The sequence below is a fragment of the Acinetobacter sp. ME22 genome, assembly GCF_022012315.1.
Lineage (GTDB): Bacteria > Pseudomonadota > Gammaproteobacteria > Pseudomonadales > Moraxellaceae > Acinetobacter > Acinetobacter brisouii_A.
Genome location: NZ_JAKLTL010000002.1, coordinates 140,290 through 160,202 on the forward strand (window position 1 = coordinate 140,290; position 19,913 = coordinate 160,202).

The window sequence follows — 19,913 nt, forward strand, 5'->3', positions numbered from 1 at the left end:
ATGAATACCTTAGACATTATTGTTATTGCAATTCTGGCATTTAGTTGTGTCAATGGATTGCGACAAGGACTATTCAGTGCTTTGGCGAATTTATTGGGTTGGATCTTGGCCTTGTTTATTGCGAGTCGTTGTTCTGCGACACTTGCACCATTAATGTCTGGGGTCAGTCATAGTGTCATGGTACAAAAAGTGGCTGCCTTCGCCTGCGTAGCATTGGTGGTCATTGTGCTGACATGGCTGGTGACAGGGGTGCTCAATAGCATGGTCAAGACTTTGAAACTTGATCCTTTGAACCGCCTAGCGGGTGCAGCTTTTGGTACACTGAAAAGTTTATTTATCGTTCTCATTATTATGCAAAGTTTGGCACCTTGGTTACATCGTGCCGACTCATGGAAGCATTCCTTATTTGTTCAGGCACTTTTGCCTTATGCACCGCTTGCAGCCGATCTATCGAAAGATCTTGCCAGTGATGCAATTAAACATATGAATCATCATCAGAGTCAGACTGAAGTTCAAGCTTCAGATGACTCATCTGAGCGCGAGTCTTCTCTAGGGAATCGCTCAGAGCATTCGACTAAAAACCCTTTTAATTAATCCAAGCTTGTCTGCGAGGTTACTATGTGTGGAGTTGTTGGGATTGCTGGTCATTCGCCAGTTAACCAATTGTTATTTGATGCTTTGACGATGTTGCAGCATCGTGGACAAGATGCGGCAGGTATTGTCACTTGTCACAATGGGCGTTTATTCTTGCGTAAAGACAATGGCTTGGTACGTGATGTATTCCACACTCGCCACATGCGTGCTTTGCAAGGTAACTACGGGATTGGTCACGTTCGTTATCCAACTGCGGGTTCATCAAGCAGTGCAGAAGCACAGCCGTTTTATGTAAACTCACCTTACGGGATTACATTGGCGCACAATGGTAACTTGACTAACGCAGACGACATTCGTCAAGATCTGTTTGAAACTGACTTGCGTCACATGAACACAGATTCAGACTCTGAAGTTCTATTGAATGTATTTGCACATGAGTTGCAAAAACTCAGAACCTTGCATCCGACCCCAGAAGATATCTTCTATGCAGTTCATCGCGTACATCAGCGTTGCCGCGGTGCTTACGGTGTTGTTGCCATGATTACTGGTCAAGGCTTGGTCGGTTTCCGTGATCCAAATGGTATTCGTCCATTGATTTACGGTTCACGTATCAACGATGCAGGCAAAACTGAATATATCATTGCGTCTGAATCGGTTGCGATTACCGCACTCGGCTTTAAAGTTGAGCGTGATATTGCACCAGGTGAAGCAATTTATATCAATGCTGAAGGCGAATTGTTTACTAAACAATGTGCAACAGATCCAAAATACTTCCCATGTATTTTTGAATATGTCTACTTTGCACGTCCAGATGCAACGATTGATGGGATTTCAGTGTATAAAGCCCGCTTAAAAATGGGTGAAAAACTGGCGCATCGTATCTTAAAAGATTGGGGTACAGATCACGGTATTGATGTAGTCATTCCAATTCCAGATACTAGCCGCACATCTGCACTTGAGCTTGCAAATATTTTGGGGATTAAGTTCCGTGAAGGGTTTATGAAAAACCGTTACGTGGGACGTACCTTTATTATGCCAGGTCAGCAGCAACGTAAAAAATCAGTACGTCAAAAGCTGAACCCTGTTGAGCTTGAGTTTAAAGGCAAAAACGTTTTGTTGGTGGATGACTCGATTGTACGTGGGACAACCTGTAACGAAATCATCCAAATGGCACGTGACTCTGGTGCGAAGAAAGTTTACTTTGCTTCAGCAGCGCCGATGGTGAAATATCCAAACGTGTATGGTATTGATATGCCTGCAAAAACTGAGCTGATTGCTTCTGATCGTACCGTTGAAGAAATTCGTGAAATCATTGGTGCAGATCGTCTGGTTTTCCAAGATTTGGAAGATTTGAAAGAAGCAATTCGTATTCCAAAAGTGCCTGAAGTGAGTGAATTTGACTGTTCAGTATTTGACGGTGTTTATGTCACTGGCGATATTGATGAAGCCTATTTGGACAACTTGCAGCGTAGTCGTAGTGACAATGCCAAAAAGAAAAAAGATGGTTACATTGATGTGAATATCGATGCAGCATCGGTTGATTTGACGGGTATTCGCGAAGAATAATCCTGTTACTCAGCGCAGTGAAAAAGCGGGATTTCCCCGCTTTTTTATTTTATGATTGAAAGCGCAGGTATGCATTGAGGCTGTTATTGAGTCATGGAAACACTTTCTTCAGGACATCAGAAAAGTTTGTTTTGGTCAACGACCATTTGTTCATTGGCAATTGTGCTGACTTTGGTGGTGCTTAACCTATCCTTTGGTTTGGTGATGCACTATATCGATCCAACTCAATCCGTGTTTTGGTATCAGTATAGCCCAATTGTGCTTTTGGTTATCTTGGCGATCATGCTTGGTTCGGTGCTTTATGAGGTCTATGTTTTTCGTGAAGGCGGACATTCATTAGCAAAACAATTACGAGCGCGATTTCTCAATCCTGTAGAGAGTACCCCTGAAGAAAAAGTCGCCATTAAAATTACACAGCAGTTTGCCAAGCAATATGGGGTCGATGTTCCTGCGGTATATGTGCTTCCTGATGAGGTTGGAGTCAATGCATTAACGGCAGGAGTTCATCCTGAAGATACGGTGATCGTGATTACATGGGGTGCTTTGCAAAACCTAGATGAAGTTGAACTTTATGGTTTATTTGGAAATGCCTTTAATCAGATTTTAACAGGGGAAACCTATCAGAATACCCGTTTAAAAATCATGTTCAGTAGCCTGACCACATTTAGCCAGTTAGGCAGTAAAGTGGCACGGCATGGTTTCAAGCCTTATCACAGTAAGCGTCAAAATAAGTTCGAGACCATTTTGGTGGCTGTGGGTGGTGTGATTTGGCTGATGGGAAGTCTTGGCTTGCTCATCTCACGTTTTATTAAATTTATTACCTTAACAGGACGTACCTTTAAAAATGATGTGAGCACGACACAGTTGGTTGCTAATGATGCCAATATTCAAACCTTGCTACGGATTTATGTGCATCATGCAGGCTCTCAGATTCATAGTGCCTACTCAGAATCGATTGCGCATATGTGTTTTGCAAATTCTTTAAGTCGCCAGAGTTGGTTGAATATCCATCCCGATATTGAGCGTCGAATTTATGAACTGAATCCAAATTTGCTTGAAGATCTTCGTCTTGAAAATCTGAGAAAAATCAAAACTCAACCACTCTTTAGTTTATTTCGTCCTTTTGGTGATGAAACCCATGAGGTTGCTTTTACATGGTCTGCGCCACAGCCTTTACCTTTGCTGCGCTTATCCCCGATTAGCTTTACCATTAAAGATGCGATTAAGCCACTTAATCCAAAAATACGGGTTAAAATGGCACGCCCTGAACAAATTGATCGTGCTTTGCAAACAGCAACAGGCTCACGCGAGGTACTGGTTGCGATTTTAATGATTCGTCAATACCGTGAGTTTGTGCCCAAAAATGCCGAGGTCAGTCGAGCGATTGTTGATGCTTTGCTCAGTATTGATGGTCGGCAACATGTTCAGATTTTCTATTTGGCATGTCAGAACATTCAGCGTATGCCACTGAGCGCATCACGGCAGTTTTTAACCAAACTGGCGCTGATTGCACAGGCAGATGGTGAAATTGGCTTACTCGATGGTCTATTGATAGAGCGGGTGAAATATCAACTGAATTTATTACCCACACACATGCCGACAGCATTTGAAGATGTATTGCCTGAGATCGTTCGTTTAATGGATGCGTTATTGCATGTTCAACAGCTCAATACCAGTAATCAATTGGAGATTCGAGAAAATCTAATCCGAAAATTGATACAACCTGAAGACTGGCAGCATTACCAAGATTTATCTGATGAACCGATTGATTTAGGTGAGATTTTGCAAGATATTTCAGGCTTGCTACTGCGAGATCGTTTGCGGATTTTGAGTATTGCAGAAGAGTGTTTGTGGAATGATCGAGTCATTACCCAAGATGAACTGGATGTCTTGCAGTTGCTGTACTGGCGTCTTGGTTTTGAAACAGATGAGATCGTTGATCAGGTGATGAAGAAAAACAGCATTATGATCGTGTAGCAAATCGGCAAATATAGTTCGGTTTCCTGAGAAAATCGCCTACACTATGCCAACTTTTGAAAGATGATGAGAACATGATTCAGCAGCAGCGCCAACAACTTGCCATGATGGGAATTGATGTCTGGATTCCTCGGCATATGGCTGCGCGTACGTTGCCAAGTTCTGCAACGTGCTGGCGAGATCAAGATATTAGCAGGGATCAAACGCCTTCAATTTCTGTGCAACCTGTCACAGCAAAAATTGAGATCAAAGATCCAAAAGTCATTCAACCCATCAAGCAAGAAATTCAGCAGCCTGTTCAGAAACAGGTACTTTCTCAAGCAACTTCAGTTGTTGTGACGGCGCAGACTCAGCCAGTTCAAGCTTTTCAGCTACAGGCATTGATTGCCGAGAAATTTGTGCTGTTCACAGACCAATTGAATTTAAACACGGAAACTTTAGTGCTTTGGCGAAATATTCAGGCTGCATTATCTTTGCAGGATGCTGGATTGCAATGGCCGTTTCCTTTAGCCAACTTGCAAGATACAGCAGGTTTGGGCGATTATGTACAAGGTTTTCTTGATGTGATTGCTGCTGAAAAAACAATTTTTTGTTTTGGGAGCTTGCCAGCAGGTTTGGCACTTGAACATCAACAGCTTGCAAGTTTAGCTGATATGCTACAACAGCCATTGTTAAAACAACAATTATGGAAACTGATTCAACCTTTAAGACTCTAGGATCACTTCATGCCAAAAAAAGTACTGGTTTTTAGTCAAATCGCTCCAGAAATTTTGAAACGACTTCAGCAAGATTATGATGTTGTGCAGATTAACCCGAAGCAGGGCGATATAAATGAACAAATCAGGCAGCATGTGGTTGATGCAGATGGCATGATTGGTGCGGGTCGTTTGCTCAATGAAAGTAATTTAGCCCCTGCACAGCGCTTAAAAGTGATTTCGAGCGTGAGCGTAGGATATGATAATTACGATGTAAATTATTTAAATCAAAAGAAAATTTGGCTTGCCCATACCCCACATGTTTTAACAGAAACCACCGCAGATTTAGCATTTACCTTACTCATGAGTGCAGCGCGCCGCGTGCCTGAACTAGATCAGTGGACTAAGCAGGGACAATGGCAACGCACTGTAGGGACTGCACAATTTGGTCAAGATGTTTTTGGGAAAACTTTAGGAATTATTGGACTCGGGCATATTGGTGCAGCTATTGCACGCCGTGGTTTTTATGGTTTTAACATGAATATTTTGTACCATAATCGCCGTGAGAAAATTGAAGCAGCCCAACCTTTTAATGCGCAATACTGTGGTTTAAATGAGTTATTACAACGCTCTGATTTTGTGGTCGTTGCAGTGGATTTAAATGCCGAATCTAAAGCACTGATCGGGCAAGCAGAGTTGAACCAAATGCAGCCGCATGCTGTTTTGGTGAACATTTCCCGTGGTTCAGTGATTGATGAAGCAGCATTGATTGAAACATTGAAAGCCCAGAAAATTTTTGCAGCAGGGTTAGATGTTTACCATAAAGAGCCGCTACAAGAGTCTGAGTTATTTCATCTGAAAAATGTCGTTACCTTGCCACATTTGGGTTCTGCAACTGAGGCAACACGTCTAAAAATGGCTGAGCTTGCTTACCAAAATCTGGTGGATGCATTGCAGCAGCGTCAACCTCGTTATGCTGTAAATCCCAATTTTTCCTAATCCTACGTAGGTGCATTTGATATGCGGATGGGGGCATCTTTTTTCTATTCATTGATCTGTTGCATGGGCTTAATGACAGCGAGTCATGCAGCAGACGATGACTTTTCACAGCAGCATTATCGTCCTGAAGCCCTTGATGTTCCTAATATTGGTGGGGTAAGTGTTGGGGTGATCGATCAGCAGAATGAAAAAATTTTAGGAGAAAAGGTTTATCGTGAGATTCATGCTCATCTGAATGTTATTCAAAATCCGTGGCTGGAAGATCAGCTTGATCGTATTTTTTACAATATTATCAGCCAAACCAATTTGGGTGCGCCTATTGGTTTATTCATTATTAAAGATAAACAAGTCAATGCCTTTGCTGTGCCAGGTGGTGTTTTTGCAATAAATACAGGCTTGATTGAATTGGCAAAAAACCGTGATGAAGTTGCAAGTGTGATAGGGCACGAAGTGGCGCATGTGACTCAGCGACATTACAGCCGTTCACAAGAAGCCTTTAAAGGACAAGGTTTGTTGGCACTTGCAGGGATTTTGGTTGGGGCTGCGATTGCAACCCAGTCTGATGCTGGAGCAGGTTCGGCGGTCATGCTTGGTACACAGGCAGCTTTAGTAAGTCAACAACTGAGTTATAGTCGTGATCAGGAAAGAGAAGCGGATCGGATCGGGATGCAATACCTTGTTGCAGCAGGTTACAATCCCAATGCAATGGCTGATTTTTTTGAGAGAATGCAGCGTTCATCAGTTCAACTGAGTTTTATGCCTGAATTTTGGATGACTCATCCACTCACGACAGCACGTATGAGTGAAGCACGCCTTAGAGCAAGGCAATATCCAAATGTTAAACCCAATATCAGTGATCCAGATTATGAGCTGGTGAAGTTATATGCAGCAGTGTTATCTAACGATGTCACCGAACAGCAACTCAAAGCCTTGCAAACTCAGCATAATCAAGCTGCAATTTTGGCATTGACCGCATTTTATGTGCAACAAGGTGATGCTATGCAGGCACAAGCAACACTGAATACTGCACAGCTGAAAACCGAGCAAAATATATTGGCAACATTATTGCAGACAGATATTTTTCTTTTAAAGCATCAGTTTGAACAGGCATATCAGACGATTTTGGCACAGCAGCAAATCATGCCAGAAAATCGGGCTTTAACCTATAAATTGGCTGAAGTTTTGATTCGTAAAAATCAGCCTGCACCTGTTTTTAATTTGGTCAATAAAATATTGCGTGATAATCCTAGAGATGTACTAGGGTGGGATTTGATGCAGCGTGCCGCAGCACTTGATGATGCATCTCCTGTGCAAGCAATACGGGTACTCCGTTATCGTGCTGAGGCTGAGTTTTGGTCGGGTCATGAAGAAGAGGGGATTAAATCCTTATTACATGCACAGCGTTTAGCAAAAGATAATGTATCATTATCTGCAACGATTGCTCAGCGTTTAAAATATATGCAGGCGGAGCGTCTATTTACTTTATAAAAGTGACATAAATTTAGAGAAATATATGAAAAAATTGGTTGGTATTATTATTTTGGGATGGGTAAGTTGCTCAAGCTTTGCTGCAATGACTGATGATTTGAAAGTCAATAATCAACAAGAATTAGAGCAAAAACTTGATCAATCAACACAAAAGCATGATCAAGAAATGCAGGATTTTTTGAAATCAATCGATCCTAAAGCAACTCAATTTACCCAAAAACAGTCGCAACGCTTTTGTCAGATTACTCAGGGTTTAATTAATGATATGTATGCAGTATTAGACCGAAATCGTGATTTATTGGCAGCAGAAGATCGAAGTTTAACCAAGGCTGAATTTATTCAACAGGCAGTTTATGCAGCACCTGATTATCAAAGTTTGCAAAAAATGGGGGTGAACTGCAAGTTAAACTAACGCTTTGGCATAATGTGGGCGTTGATATTATTATGCCAAATTTAAAATCATAACCGATAAATAAAAAATTAGAGTGAAGAACTGATGAAGAAAATGATTGTAACTTTACTTTTGGGGTGTTCAATGAGTCTATCCTGCTTTGCGGCGAGTAGTTCATTGAAAGTACACAATGTGGCGGAAATGGATCAGAAAATGGAGCTATATAAGCGCCAATATATACAAAGCCGTGATGAGCTACTTAAAACAATCGATCCTTCTGCAAAACAGATCACGCCTCAACAAAGCCAAAGAGCTTGCCATATTACACAGATTTATTTTAATAATCTTTATAATTTGATGGATCAAAATCGTGATTTATTAAAACCTGACAAGCGTACATTTACGCGTGAGCAGTTAAAAGCCATGATTTCGACAAGAGCAGGTTTGAGTCTGAAACAGTTAAATTGTAATTTGATATAAAAAAAATTCTGATTGCACAGTATATCGATGATGCTGTGCAATAAACTTTGGAGAGGGTGTGTTTTTGACTTGGAGTTTTGCAGTATTAAGCGAGTTTTGCTTTTACTTTTGCAGATGCAAGTGCAGGATCGGCACGCCCGGCTATGAGCGGACGTAGAGAGTTCATCACCTTACCCATATCTTTCATGCTAGTAGCTTCTTGCGCAGTAATGGTCTGTGCAATGATGGAATCAAGCTCTTCCTCAGTCATAGCTTCTGGTAGAAACTGGGATAACACCTCAATTTCGGCTTGTTCCTTACTAGCTAAATCTTCTCGGCCAGCACTTTCAAAGGCTTTAACCGATTCTTTACGTTGTTTGACTTGCTTTTCAATGACCGCAAGAACCTGAGTATCGTCAAGCTCTATGCGCTCATCGACTTCGATTTGCTTGATTGCTGCCTGTAGACTACGAATCACCGTCAACTTGTCCATTTCTTTAGCACGCATTGCGGCTTTCAAAACATCAGTGATTTGGTTTTTTAAAGTAGTCATTTATTTTGTCCAGGTGAGTCAATCAATCACAAATTAATCTTAGTAAAGGCGAGTAGTACGTACTGATTCGCGAGTCAATTTCTTTTGATAGCGTTTAACAGCAGCAGCTTTTTTACGTTTACGTTCTTGAGTTGGTTTTTCGTAAAATTCACGTTTACGAACGTCAGCTAAAACACCCGCTTTTTCGCATGAACGCTTGAAACGACGGATAGCTACGTCTACTGGTTCGCCTTCTTTCAATTTAACTTGTGGCATGAATAATCCTCATTAAGTTATGGGTAACAGCCGTGCACTGTGCATGGCTGACAAGTGAAGGTCAGTATTTTACTCATTTACATCTCATATCACAAGTCTATAATAGCGATGGCTGTAATTTGGATAGTGAAAATAGGCATTTAAATGATTGTTTTAGGCTTAGAAACATCTTGTGACGAAACAGGGCTGGCGCTTTACGACAGTGAACAGGGGCTTTTAGGTCAAGTATTGTACAGTCAAATTAAGCTACATGCCGAATATGGTGGTGTTGTACCTGAGCTGGCATCGCGTGACCATGTTCGTAAACTGATTCCTTTATTAAATGAACTGTTACAGCAAAGTGGCGTTCAGAAAAACCAAATCGATGCGATTGCCTATACCCGCGGGCCTGGTTTAATGGGTGCGTTAATGACAGGGGCACTGTTTGGTCGTACTTTGGCATTTGCTTTAAATAAGCCTGCAATTGGTGTGCACCATATGGAAGGGCACATGCTTGCGCCACTGCTTTCTAAAACACCACCTGAGTTTCCATTTGTCGCTTTGCTTGTTTCTGGTGGGCATACCCAGTTAATGGCAGCTTATGGCATTGGTCAGTATGAGCTACTTGGCGAATCTATTGACGATGCAGCGGGTGAGGCGTTTGATAAAGTCGCCAAAATGATGGGTTTACCTTATCCAGGTGGGCCGAATATTGCCAAGTTGGCGTTGAGTGGTAATCCTGAAGCCTTTGAATTTCCACGTCCAATGTTGCATCAAGGTTTAGATTTTTCATTTAGTGGTTTAAAAACTGCGGTTTCAGTGCAAATGAAAAAACTGGGTGATGAAAATCGTGATGCCGATATTGCTGCATCTTTCCAAGAAGCGATTGTCGATACTTTGGTGAAAAAATCAGTGAAAGCTTTAAAGCAAACTGGTTTAAAACGTTTGGTGATTGCAGGTGGCGTCAGTGCCAATCTGCGTTTGCGTGAAAGTCTGGAACAAAAACTCGCCAAGATTAAAGCTCAGGTCTATTATGCAGAACCTGCGTTGTGTACAGATAACGGTGCGATGATTGCATTTGCAGGTTATCAGCGTTTAAAAGCAGGCGCGTGTGATGGATTGTCTGTGACCACAACTCCACGTTGGCCAATGACTGAACTAACTGTACCTGAAGCATAATGCTTAAAAGATCAAAATCAAAAAGCCTGTTTTCACAGGCTTTTTTATTGGAGAAAAGAAGTTTAAAAGTCTTCTTGTTCACCTTGCTGACACCATTCTTGTAAAGCAGGATGTTGCAAAATTTGCTGCATCCATTGCTGTACGCTATCAGAAAATTTAAGACTGTAACTGCGGGCACGTAATGCGACTGGTGCAAAGAAAGCATCGACAGCCGTAAATTTTTCACCTGCTAACCAAGCTCCACCAAACTGAGTCAGACCTTGTTGAAGTAGTTCATCCAGTCGTTGAATATCGTGAACGAGCGCAGGCGTGTGTTCAATTTCAATGCCAGTCAGTGAGCAATTCATTGGGCAACGTGAGCGAAGTTCTATAAAGCCTGAGTGCATTTCTGCCATAGCGCAACGCGCCCATGTACGTGCAGTTTTGTCTTGAGGGAATAAAACAGGATATTGTTCAGCAACATATTCAATAATCGCCAGTGAATCCCAAACCACATGTTCACCATCCACTAAGCAAGGTACTTTACCTGAAGGTGAGAATGCTTTGAATTTGAGGTAACTGCTGCTCCCCAAATTCAATGTACTGAGTTGTTCTTCAAAAGGAATCTCTAGGGCGCGTAGGCTGAGCCATGCCCGCAATGACCATGATGAATAATTTTTATTGCCGATCCATAAAGTGTACATGAATGAATATCCTGTTTTTCAGGGTTATTGGAAAACGTCTTCTAAGAGTTCATACATGGCTTGAAAGCCACGTTTTGATGATTTTTCGTTATATTCTTGGATGCCTGGATTGTTCGCTGTTTTTTCAGTAAAAGAATGGCAGGTATTACCATAACTGATTAACTGCCAGTCGAGTTCAGTTTTTTTCATTTCTTCGCTAAAATCTTGCAATTGCTGACGAGGAACCAGTGGATCACACGCACCATCTAGCACTAAAACCGAGCCTTTAAACTGCTGCATGTTATATAAACCAGATTGATCGAGTGAGCCGTGGAATGAAACGGCTGCTTTAATTTCTGCTCCACTACGTGCATATTCCAAAACATTGTGTCCACCTAAGCAAAGTCCAAATGCTGCAACGTGGTTTGGTTCAATTTTGCAAAACTCTTGTTCTAAGAATGCTTGATGTGCTGCACGTAGTAAACCGACTTCGTGTTCTGTATTTTTAATTTTGGAAACCCATTCACCTGCTTGGGCGGCATCTTTCGGGCGGCGACCTTGACCATATAAGTCCAGTACAAAGACACAGTAACCTTGCGCTGCAACTTCAACCGCCATTTCTAGGTCACCATCTTTAATGCCCATCCAGTTTGGTGCCATCAGTAATCCTGCTAAAGCCTGAATATAAGGTGCAGGGTAAATTAAATAACCTTCTAATTGTTGATCTTGATATGAATATTGAATGACTTGAGTTTGTATGCTCACGATTTTGATCCTGTTGACTACTGAATTGATTGTTCCATCAATAGTTTAATTTAACTTTAAAATCGCATGATTTTGGTGCTAAATTCACAAAAACACAATATTTTGTTAGTGTTAATATTTTTACAATTCACACAATAATTTTAACAGTTTAAATAATAATGCCATCGATTTATCAGCTTAAACCTGCATTTCAACGATGTTTACGACCAAGTGTTCGATACTTGTATAAGCGTGGTGTAACAGCAAATCAGGTAACGCTGATCGCGATGCTGTTATCTATACTGCTTGCCTGTGGCATTTATTTTTATAACTTTAACGCAATACATGCATGGAGTTTTGTGCTGATTCCTGTATGGATGCTACTACGGATGGCATTTAATGCAATTGATGGTATGTTGGCACGTGAGTTTAAACAACAATCTAAGCTTGGTGCATATCTCAATGAATTGTGTGATGTGGTTGCAGATAGTGCCTTATATGTCTGTTTTATCGTAGTCACACAAATTCAGACTGAACTTTTACTTTTCGTCACTTTTCTGGCGATATTGAGTGAATATGCAGGCGTCATGGCGCCATTGGTTGGAGTCGACCGCCGATATGATGGACCAATGGGGAAAAGTGACCGAGCATTTGCCTTTAGTCTGTTGGCACTTCTGGTGGCTTGCCAAGCTTGGTTGACCGAAAAAATCGTGCAATTTTCTTGTAATAGTATTTTAATCATTATCTTATTTTGTTTATTTATCACGATTTTTAATCGAATTAAAAAAGCACTGTAGTGCACACTTTGGGGTAACAACGATGTATAACAATACGCAGCAATATTTTAACAGCCATGATGGCGCTTCTCTGTTTTATCAGGCTTGGCGCAATCACAAGCAACCTGTAAAACAGGCGATTATTTTGCTGCATCGAGGGCATGAGCATTCGGGACGAATGTCACATTTGGTCAATGAGCTGGATTTACCTGATTATGATTTTTTTGCTCTAGATGCAAGAGGACATGGAAAATCGCCAGGTCAACGTGGTGATGCACCGAGTTTTTCAGCATGTGTGCAAGACTTACAGTATTTTGTACAGCATATTCAAAAGAAATATGCGATTTCCAGCGAAAATATCGCTGTGATTGGGCAGAGTGTTGGTGCAGTGATTGCTGCGACTTGGGTACATGACTATGCGCCAAAATTGCGGGCACTGTGTCTAGCATCACCTGCATTTGAGATCAAGTTATATGTGCCTTTTGCCAAATCGGGTTTGAATTTACTGAGTCAGGTACGCGGTAACTTTTTCATTCAAAGCTATGTTAAAGCCAAAATGTTGACCCACGATGAAGAACGCGCCAAAAGTTATGAGCGTGATCCTCTGATTGCCAAAGCCATTTCTGTGCGTATGTTACTCGGTTTATCTGCTGCTGCGGAACGAGTGGTCGATGATGCCAAAAATATTTATGTGCCGACGCAAGTGCTGTGTTCAGGTTCAGATTTTGTGGTGGAACAACAACCACAGCGTCAATTTTATGCCCGTTTGGCACATCCACAAAAAGAGTTTCATGTTTTGGAAGGTTTTTTTCATGACACTTTAGGCGAAAAAAACCGTGAACTGGCAATTGCCAAAATTCGTCGTTTTATTCAGCAGTGCTTTGCACAGCCTTATCAAGCGCCACAACTTTTAAATGCCGATAAAATCGGGGCAAGCTGTGCGCAGGCAGAACGACTTTCAACTGATTTGCCGAAACATTCAGTCAAAGACTGGTTCTGGAAACTCACCAAGGGCAACCTGAAACTGGGAAGTCGCTGGTCTGAAGCCTTAAAAATCGGCGAAGATACAGGTTATGACTCGGGTAGTACCCTCGATTTTGTCTATCGCAATCAGACAGAAAGTCAGCACTTACTGGGTAAAGTGATTGATCATCAATATTTAAATGCGATTGGCTGGAAAGGGATCCGTGTGCGTAAACAGCATATTGAGCAGTTACTTGCCAAATATGCCAAGCGTTTACAAGATGATCAGCAATCCGTGAAAATTTTGGATATTGCGGCGGGTCATGGGCGTTATATTTTAGATGCGATTGCTCAACTGAAGACACCACCAAGCTCAGCCTTACTGCGTGATTATAGTGATTTGAATGTCGCGGCAGGGGAGCTGTTGATTGAGCAGCGAGGCTTAGAAAAAATCGCTAAGTTTGAACTGGGCGATGCCTTTAATCGAGATGAACTGGCTGCGATTGAGCCGAAAGCCAATTTGGCTGTGGTTTCAGGTTTATATGAACTGTTTGCCGATAATGATGCACTGCGCCAATCGCTACAAGGCTTAAACTTGGCGATGGAACAAGGTGGTTATCTAATTTACACAGGGCAAATCTGGCATCCACAACAAGAATTTATTGCACGTGCGCTAACCTCACATCGTGAAGGACAAGCATGGGTGATGCGTCTGCGTAGCCAAGCGGAAATGGATGCGTTGGTTGAACAGGCAGGTTTTAGTAAAGTCGATCAATGTATTGATGAATTCGGTATTTTTACCGTATCTGTTGCGAAAAAGCTTTAAAGTGCGAGATTTACTCACTGAAAAACAGGCAGGCACATGGCGTTATGGCGTGTTGTATTTGTGCCTGCTCGCGCCGTTTTTCTTTTTAAGCTATGGTTTTGCCAATCATTATGCGGAAAGTCTGTCCCATGTGCCCAGTATTGTCTTTGCATGGGAACGGCATATTCCACTTTTACCATGGACAATAGTGCCGTACTGGTCAATCGATTTGTTTTACGGTTTATCCTTGCTGCTGTGCTGGAATCGTTTTGAGCTGAATCGGCATGCTTTACGTTTGCTGACCGCGCAATTGATCAGTATCGGCTGCTTTTTGGCATTTCCACTGATGTTTAGTCAGCAACGACCTGAATTACAGGGCTTCTTTGGCTGGTGCTTTGATGTGTTGATGGGCTTTGATCGTCCTTATAATCAGGCGCCGTCGCTGCATATTGTCTTACTGCTGATTCTTTGGGATTTTTATCGTAGACATGTCGCAACATCATGGCGTTGGTTGGTGCATCTGTGGTCAGGGTTAATCGGCATATCGGTATTGACCACATGGCAACATCATTTTATTGATCTGCCAACAGGTCTACTGGTGGGAGCATTGTGTCTGTGGCTGTTTCCCTTGCAGGTCAAATCTCCATTTGCGAGTGAGCCGTTGCAGCAGCGTCAAAGCAAACACATCAAAATGGCAATTTTTTATGCTATTCCAGCCATCATTTTATTGGTTTTGGCCTGTTGGCTTAGATCGTGGGCACTTTGGTTAATTTACCCTGCATTGAGTTTTGCCTTACTCAGTTTGGCTTATGCCTTAGTGCGTGTGCATTGGTTGCAGAAGACTCCACAAGGTAATTTAACGCCTGCGGCATGGATATTATTTTTACTTTATCTGTTTTGTGCATGGATCAATAGCCGAATTTGGACACAAAAACACCCTGAAAATTCATTGGTACTTCATCTTTCGCAGCATGGCATCATGCTAGAGTTGGGGCGTATTCCGAGCCAACCACAACCAAACACACAAGCATGGATGGACTGTTGTGCTGAGTTGCCTGTTGCTGCACATACGGTTTATGCACAGTATGTCAGTTTGGATTTGACTGTATTGGAAGCGCAGCAACTACAGCAAGCGGTTAAGGTGTTTGAGCAACTTTACCAAGAAAGCCAATACCATCATATTCGGCATATTGTGGTGTTCTGTGCTTTGGGCTACTCGCGCAGCAGTGCAGTTTTGGCGGCATGGATTTTGCAGAAAGGTTGGGCAGAGCAGACCGATCAAGCGATTGCCATGATTCAGCAGGCACGACCGTGGATTGTCCTGAAACAACAACAAATTTTAGAACTTAAAAAATTTAATCATGAGTTGAAATAATATGTTACAGCAAATTCAAATCATGGCGCAGTTGTTGCGTTCATGTCGGCATCTTATTTTTGCCAGTTATACCATTTTTACCTTGAGTTTATTCATCGCACTTTTTGTGGGGTTGCGTGCATGGAGTCTGATTTTCTATATGGTGGGGATTTCATCTTTATTACTGGTACAAATTTATCTGCACAGTCGTGTTCAATTTGATGCGGCATTGTTGCATCAGCTGACCCAATCTTCAGAGGTGGAGTTATCATGGCAAACTGAGCAGATGGATCAAGCACTTGCGGCACTCGGTTTAGCTGATCAGAAAAAATTAGGACGCCCATGGTCACAGCGTTTACGGGGATGTTTGATGCTGGTACGTTGGCAGGTTGCCTTTTTGATTTTGCAATTTTTCGGTTGGTTTTGGTTGATTCAACAGACCTATTTTTAGAAAAAATGAATATTTCTAAAATAAAACAATATATTAATAATAAGTTGATCTAAAAATGAAAATGACCCGTGATATTGTCAATGCACCACAATTAAAAAACAGTATTGTACAACGTAGCCAACAGCGCCAAGATGCTCCAGAAATTACTCAATGGCTAGAGAAAAAATTCTTTGAGCATTTAATTCAGCAATTTCAGCCTGTAGCACGCATTAATTCCTTACAAGCATGGCAAATGTGTCAGCTACCGCAACCTGTCCCACAGTGGTTTAGGCTTAAACTGGATGATCAACATGCTGAAATGTTATATATTGATCCGTACCATCAGCAGATTACTCAGTTAGAAAAACCATTATTAGAATTTTTTAATGCACATTTGCATACGCCACTTGCCCGAAAATTTATGAAAATGACCTATGAGCAAGTCATGCAAGCGTGGCAAAAAGACCATGAGCGCATGAAAAAACGCTTGGCAAAAGGGCAATGGGCAAGCAACTTACAAGCCATTCAACCGATACTTTCGGTTGAAACTGGACAGTTTGTTGAAATCGTAGCGCGAGGACAGTTATTGCGGCAAGAGTTAGCGTATGAGTCATGGCATATGCAGCACTGTCTAGGGCAGTTTGAAGATCTTGAAGTTTTAACAGGCGGGTATGCCGAATATTACGTGACTGAAAAAGAAGAGGGGATGTTGCGCCTGTTTAGCTTGCGTGATGCCCATAACAAGCCTCATGTAACCTTGAGTCTAGAACGAGATATGACAGGCACAGGCTGGCGAATTGAGCAAATTAAAGGCAAACAAAATGCGGTTCCAATTGCTAAATATGCCGATGATGTGCTGAGTTTACTCAATTTTCTTGCGCCGAGTTCTGAGTCTAATCCTGACTGTTTAAACATGGGGATTTTGTACCGACCTGAGCTTGAGCAAGATCAACAGCTACAGCAAGAAACAGGTGATTTATATTTTTATTTTCATGAACTCAAGCATGAACAGGCCGTAGAGAGTATTGTTTTTGAGCATCCTTGGTTGTTACAACGTTTTCCTGTAGAAACCGCATGTTTAAACTGGATTTTACTGGCAGGTCGCGCAACACAAGACACTGAACTACCGCAGCAGCCAACAGAGCATAGCATCGTGCAGGCAGTGCGCCAGTATCAGCAACAGGTCAGAGCTTCAGATTTAAACAGCTTGCAGCAATTTCCTTATTTTAATTTGCCATTTCAGTTTAAAGCGACGCAAGCTCCATCTTTTGCCAGACGCATGTTGATGCTGTATCTGATGCTTTGGGTTTTATTTTGGGCGATGTTAAGCCGTATTCCAATCATTAAAGGCTGTTTTTATGGAATAACTAAATATTGTTATCGCTTGGTGGTATCACTTCGAAATTCAGGTTATGAAGCACAGCGTTGGGCACTGGCAACGGGCGATGTAATTTATTATCGTCAGGGCATATTGCAGGAAGTCACTTCTGAAAAATTGCAGTCTGAGGTATTTGAACAGAATAAAACACAATATTTAAGTCATTTAAATCGAATGCTGGAAATCAAATCGAATAGTCCGATTCATCAGGAACGACAGCTTTTAAAATTTCTTAAAGATTACTTTGTGACGGATCAGTTGGATCAGATCTATCAATTGAGTTATGCCAAAGCCCATCAGCATTTACGTGACATGATTGTATTTGACCATATTCAAAAGATTTTCTTAATGCGCTTATTGGTTCAGTTTTATCAGTTTTCAGAACAGGTAGCGTGGTCATATATTTTTGCATCTGCTCAAATTATTCAGGATTGTTGTTCGAACTGGGAATCTCTTGGGGATGCTTATGTCAAGGGGCGCGAGTTAATTTTACTGATTTTAACGTCGCATGATGAAAATATTGACCGTTCAGCAACCGTTGATGTATCACGTTATTTGCAACATCATCAGAATAACTGGGATTATTTGGCATGGGATCTGTCTTTCTTGCAAGAATTACAACTTGAGCAGGCAGCCTAATAATGATCCATGCAGAATATGTCCATGAATTTTTGCGTAAACAGCGTCAGTTCCCACAAGATCTATTAGCTCAGCATCAGTTTGATGAATTAGAGCAATATTTTACGGATCTGTGGCAACGCCGTGAGCAGCTTCCAGCCTTTGCATGGGAAGAGTTGTGTTTAATTACGCCTGAGCAGATGTTCCGTCATCAGTTTTTACACAATCCTGAACATGCATTGCAATGTCTAGATGCTTGGCAACGGGCTTATCCTGAAAGTTTTTACCCCCACTGGATCAGTTGTTTTTACTGGTTTATGTGGGGTGAGCAATATCGGGGCAATGCATGGGCAGTTGATGTTGATGACAGCCATTGGCGTTGTGCTCGGGAAACTCAAAAACAGCTATTTGCTCATGCTATGCAGGCCTTCCAGCGCTCGGAACAGGCAAGTGTCGTTTGTGTGTATTTGCTGCAAAGCGTGATTAAACTCAATATGCCAAGTTGGTGGCGTGAGTGGTATATCAAGCAACGTTCTTTTCATTTACAGCATAAAATTCGTAGTGAAGATCTGAGCTTGGCACAGCGTAGCGGTTTACATTCGCATCTGAAAATTGATTTACCTGAGAAAATTCCTTGTTATTTGCAAAATAAGCAGCAATGGGAAGAGGTAGAAACGCCTTTATTCTGGCTAAAAATTTATGCGCAGCAATGCCAATATGCTTTGGGATTGTGTCGCATCTATTGTCAGTTTTTACTGCCACAATGGGTGCATGACCTGACAGAGATTATAGAATTCTGCGATTCGGATTATTGTCAGGATTTCTCAGAACTTGCAAAAAATACTTTGGCTTTTATGGCATGGTTTGCTGAGATTGAGCAGTATTATACGGCTGAGCAGCAAACGGATATTCGCCGTAGTTTGCTTAAAGCTCAAGCTTTATATCAGCGTCCGCTCCGAGAGCAGGATCGTGCACGTGTTGGATTGTATCTGATTCATCTATATGGTTTGCTTGAGGATGGTGAAGATTATCAGCCACACATTTTGGCATGTTATCAGCATGCAGCAGCATTTCCTGTCTTTGAAGCTGAGCACATTAATCAAGCCATCAGCTATTGGTATTTGCATGCCAGATCTTCAGATTTTTTAGGGAAAATTGCTTACCATTCCAGACAGTATCAGGCGACTGCGGCTGTGTTGTATGGTTTTTTATGTCAGCATGGTTGGTCAGGGGTTGAGAAAAATCCGTTGGTTTCCTATTCATGGTATGAATATGCAATTCCATTAGAACCTCCACGAGCTTATCCTGAAGGGGCACATTGTGCATATTATCAAGTCACAGAAATATTTAGTGAACATCAGGATTATGCCATCATTTTAGATTTGCTTGTCGCAGCCAGTCATTTAGGCTATGTCTATCCGTCTTTTTTAGCAGGCTATATTTATGCTCAACAAGACAGTGAATATTTTGATCCAGATAAAGAGTTGCTGTATGCCAAACGTGCCGCAGCGCAGCGACATCCTTCAGCATTGTTTAATATGGGGGTGTATTTTCTAAATAAAGCACTAGAGCCTGAAGAACAGCAACCTAAATGGTATTTGCAAAAACATATTGAATATTTGGAAGAGTGCCGTGGTATTTGTGCAGCGCTTGAAAAAAAACGCTATGGCAGTTATCAGTTTTTAGTCGATGATATTGGGCGTATTTATACAGAGCGATTATTTCAATACAGCTATTATCCTGATATTGCCTCTGTTGTGATTGAGTATTTATTGGTGATTGCCAATCAGCGTCAAGTTGCGGCAATGCTTGCACTGGCGGCTTTATATGCTGATCAGGTTAATCGTCCACAATATTTTGACTATGTGCAAGCCGTGCGTTGGTGTGAAGCGGCATATTTACAACAGCCTGATAACCAAGAAACAATGACCTTGTTAAATCAACTCAATGGTCAAGCTGAATATTTAACCCAGCCTTATTTACAAGCGCTTGGTGGGTTAGGTTTTGCTAATACCCCAGGGCGGCAAGAGCCACTACTTTAATCTTTA

19 protein-coding genes are annotated in these 19,913 nt (G+C 41.7%); 15 read left to right on the forward strand and 4 right to left on the reverse strand.

The window, feature by feature from the left end; translation table 11 throughout:
* The 8 genes from LVY74_RS03330 (at window position 1) to LVY74_RS03365 (ending at window position 8,190) form a co-directional block, all read left to right on the forward strand.
* Entirely contained in the window at window positions 1-594 is a 594-nt protein-coding gene (locus tag LVY74_RS03330) for a CvpA family protein (protein WP_237813832.1), read from the forward strand.
* A gap of 24 nt (window positions 595-618) precedes the next feature.
* On the forward strand, window positions 619-2,160 hold the full coding sequence (gene purF / locus LVY74_RS03335) for an amidophosphoribosyltransferase (RefSeq protein ID WP_151777499.1): 1,542 nt from the start codon (window positions 619-621) through the stop codon (window positions 2,158-2,160).
* A 93-nt stretch (window positions 2,161-2,253) separates the two neighbouring features.
* Window positions 2,254-4,137, forward strand: coding sequence for a peptidase M48 (locus LVY74_RS03340; RefSeq protein ID WP_237813833.1), 1,884 nt, complete (start codon window positions 2,254-2,256; stop codon window positions 4,135-4,137).
* A gap of 74 nt (window positions 4,138-4,211) precedes the next feature.
* On the forward strand, window positions 4,212-4,853 hold the full coding sequence (locus tag LVY74_RS03345; protein ID WP_237813834.1) for a hypothetical protein: 642 nt from the start codon (window positions 4,212-4,214) through the stop codon (window positions 4,851-4,853).
* A 9-nt stretch (window positions 4,854-4,862) separates the two neighbouring features.
* Complete coding sequence (locus LVY74_RS03350; RefSeq protein ID WP_237813835.1) at window positions 4,863-5,831, forward strand: 2-hydroxyacid dehydrogenase; 969 nt, start codon at window positions 4,863-4,865, stop codon at window positions 5,829-5,831.
* A 72-nt stretch (window positions 5,832-5,903) separates the two neighbouring features.
* Complete coding sequence (locus LVY74_RS03355) at window positions 5,904-7,319, forward strand: M48 family metalloprotease (RefSeq protein WP_237814097.1); 1,416 nt, start codon at window positions 5,904-5,906, stop codon at window positions 7,317-7,319.
* Window positions 7,320-7,344: 25 nt separating this feature from the next.
* Complete coding sequence (locus LVY74_RS03360) at window positions 7,345-7,731, forward strand: hypothetical protein (protein ID WP_237813836.1); 387 nt, start codon at window positions 7,345-7,347, stop codon at window positions 7,729-7,731.
* An 84-nt stretch (window positions 7,732-7,815) separates the two neighbouring features.
* Entirely contained in the window at window positions 7,816-8,190 is a 375-nt protein-coding gene (locus LVY74_RS03365; protein WP_237813837.1) for a hypothetical protein, read from the forward strand.
* A gap of 85 nt (window positions 8,191-8,275) precedes the next feature.
* On the opposite strand, the gene LVY74_RS03370 is transcribed toward LVY74_RS03365, so the two are convergent.
* Both LVY74_RS03370 and rpsU read right to left on the reverse strand, forming a co-directional pair.
* Window positions 8,276-8,722 (reverse strand): GatB/YqeY domain-containing protein, encoded by a 447-nt coding sequence (locus LVY74_RS03370; protein WP_151710744.1) that lies wholly within the window; start codon window positions 8,720-8,722, stop codon window positions 8,276-8,278.
* Between the two features lie 39 nt (window positions 8,723-8,761).
* A complete protein-coding gene (gene rpsU / locus LVY74_RS03375; protein WP_004652785.1) occupies window positions 8,762-8,977 on the reverse strand; it encodes a 30S ribosomal protein S21 in 216 nt (71 codons plus the stop codon).
* A gap of 144 nt (window positions 8,978-9,121) precedes the next feature.
* Between rpsU and tsaD the strand changes: the two genes are divergently transcribed.
* Window positions 9,122-10,135, forward strand: coding sequence for a tRNA (adenosine(37)-N6)-threonylcarbamoyltransferase complex transferase subunit TsaD (gene tsaD / locus LVY74_RS03380; protein ID WP_237813838.1), 1,014 nt, complete (start codon window positions 9,122-9,124; stop codon window positions 10,133-10,135).
* A gap of 62 nt (window positions 10,136-10,197) precedes the next feature.
* Here tsaD and LVY74_RS03385 read toward each other — a convergent pair whose 3' ends face one another.
* Entirely contained in the window at window positions 10,198-10,818 is a 621-nt protein-coding gene (locus LVY74_RS03385) for a glutathione S-transferase family protein (protein WP_237813839.1), read from the reverse strand.
* A 24-nt stretch (window positions 10,819-10,842) separates the two neighbouring features.
* Complete coding sequence (locus tag LVY74_RS03390; protein ID WP_237813840.1) at window positions 10,843-11,562, reverse strand: dienelactone hydrolase family protein; 720 nt, start codon at window positions 11,560-11,562, stop codon at window positions 10,843-10,845.
* Between the two features lie 158 nt (window positions 11,563-11,720).
* Between LVY74_RS03390 and LVY74_RS03395 the strand changes: the two genes are divergently transcribed.
* The 6 genes from LVY74_RS03395 to LVY74_RS03420 are packed head-to-tail and all read left to right on the forward strand — an operon-like array spanning window position 11,721 to window position 19,907.
* Window positions 11,721-12,338, forward strand: coding sequence for a CDP-alcohol phosphatidyltransferase family protein (locus LVY74_RS03395; protein ID WP_237813841.1), 618 nt, complete (start codon window positions 11,721-11,723; stop codon window positions 12,336-12,338).
* Window positions 12,339-12,360: 22 nt separating this feature from the next.
* A complete protein-coding gene (locus LVY74_RS03400) occupies window positions 12,361-14,106 on the forward strand; it encodes a bifunctional alpha/beta hydrolase/class I SAM-dependent methyltransferase (protein ID WP_237813842.1) in 1,746 nt (581 codons plus the stop codon).
* Window position 14,107: 1 nt separating this feature from the next.
* Complete coding sequence (locus tag LVY74_RS03405; protein ID WP_237814098.1) at window positions 14,108-15,460, forward strand: phosphatase PAP2/dual specificity phosphatase family protein; 1,353 nt, start codon at window positions 14,108-14,110, stop codon at window positions 15,458-15,460.
* Between the two features lies 1 nt (window position 15,461).
* A complete protein-coding gene (locus LVY74_RS03410; RefSeq protein WP_237813843.1) occupies window positions 15,462-15,890 on the forward strand; it encodes a hypothetical protein in 429 nt (142 codons plus the stop codon).
* Between the two features lie 55 nt (window positions 15,891-15,945).
* Window positions 15,946-17,886, forward strand: coding sequence for a DUF1266 domain-containing protein (locus tag LVY74_RS03415; RefSeq protein ID WP_237813844.1), 1,941 nt, complete (start codon window positions 15,946-15,948; stop codon window positions 17,884-17,886).
* 2 nt (window positions 17,887-17,888) lie between these two features.
* The gene (locus tag LVY74_RS03420) at window positions 17,889-19,907 is read left to right on the forward strand and encodes a DUF4034 domain-containing protein (RefSeq protein ID WP_237813845.1); all 2,019 of its coding nucleotides are present in this window, start codon (window positions 17,889-17,891) and stop codon (window positions 19,905-19,907) included.
* Window positions 19,908-19,913: the final 6 nt, after the last annotated feature.

Excerpts from the sequence above, each read along its gene's own strand:
- LVY74_RS03355 (WP_237814097.1), top strand. The coding sequence starts at position 5,904 with ATGACAGCGAGTCATGCAGCAGACGATGACTTTTCACAGCAGCATTAT.
- LVY74_RS03370 (WP_151710744.1), bottom strand. The coding sequence starts at position 8,722 with ATGACTACTTTAAAAAACCAAATCACTGATGTTTTGAAAGCCGCAATG.
- purF (WP_151777499.1), top strand. The coding sequence starts at position 619 with ATGTGTGGAGTTGTTGGGATTGCTGGTCATTCGCCAGTTAACCAATTG.
- LVY74_RS03345 (WP_237813834.1), top strand. The coding sequence starts at position 4,212 with ATGATTCAGCAGCAGCGCCAACAACTTGCCATGATGGGAATTGATGTC.
- rpsU (WP_004652785.1), bottom strand. The coding sequence starts at position 8,977 with ATGCCACAAGTTAAATTGAAAGAAGGCGAACCAGTAGACGTAGCTATC.
- LVY74_RS03360 (WP_237813836.1), top strand. The coding sequence starts at position 7,345 with ATGAAAAAATTGGTTGGTATTATTATTTTGGGATGGGTAAGTTGCTCA.
- LVY74_RS03400 (WP_237813842.1), top strand. The coding sequence starts at position 12,361 with ATGTATAACAATACGCAGCAATATTTTAACAGCCATGATGGCGCTTCT.
- LVY74_RS03410 (WP_237813843.1), top strand. The coding sequence starts at position 15,462 with ATGTTACAGCAAATTCAAATCATGGCGCAGTTGTTGCGTTCATGTCGG.
- LVY74_RS03415 (WP_237813844.1), top strand. The coding sequence starts at position 15,946 with ATGAAAATGACCCGTGATATTGTCAATGCACCACAATTAAAAAACAGT.
- LVY74_RS03385 (WP_237813839.1), bottom strand. The coding sequence starts at position 10,818 with ATGTACACTTTATGGATCGGCAATAAAAATTATTCATCATGGTCATTG.
- LVY74_RS03420 (WP_237813845.1), top strand. The coding sequence starts at position 17,889 with ATGATCCATGCAGAATATGTCCATGAATTTTTGCGTAAACAGCGTCAG.
- LVY74_RS03340 (WP_237813833.1), top strand. The coding sequence starts at position 2,254 with ATGGAAACACTTTCTTCAGGACATCAGAAAAGTTTGTTTTGGTCAACG.
- LVY74_RS03395 (WP_237813841.1), top strand. The coding sequence starts at position 11,721 with ATGCCATCGATTTATCAGCTTAAACCTGCATTTCAACGATGTTTACGA.
- LVY74_RS03350 (WP_237813835.1), top strand. The coding sequence starts at position 4,863 with ATGCCAAAAAAAGTACTGGTTTTTAGTCAAATCGCTCCAGAAATTTTG.
- LVY74_RS03330 (WP_237813832.1), top strand. The coding sequence starts at position 1 with ATGAATACCTTAGACATTATTGTTATTGCAATTCTGGCATTTAGTTGT.
- tsaD (WP_237813838.1), top strand. The coding sequence starts at position 9,122 with ATGATTGTTTTAGGCTTAGAAACATCTTGTGACGAAACAGGGCTGGCG.
- LVY74_RS03365 (WP_237813837.1), top strand. The coding sequence starts at position 7,816 with ATGAAGAAAATGATTGTAACTTTACTTTTGGGGTGTTCAATGAGTCTA.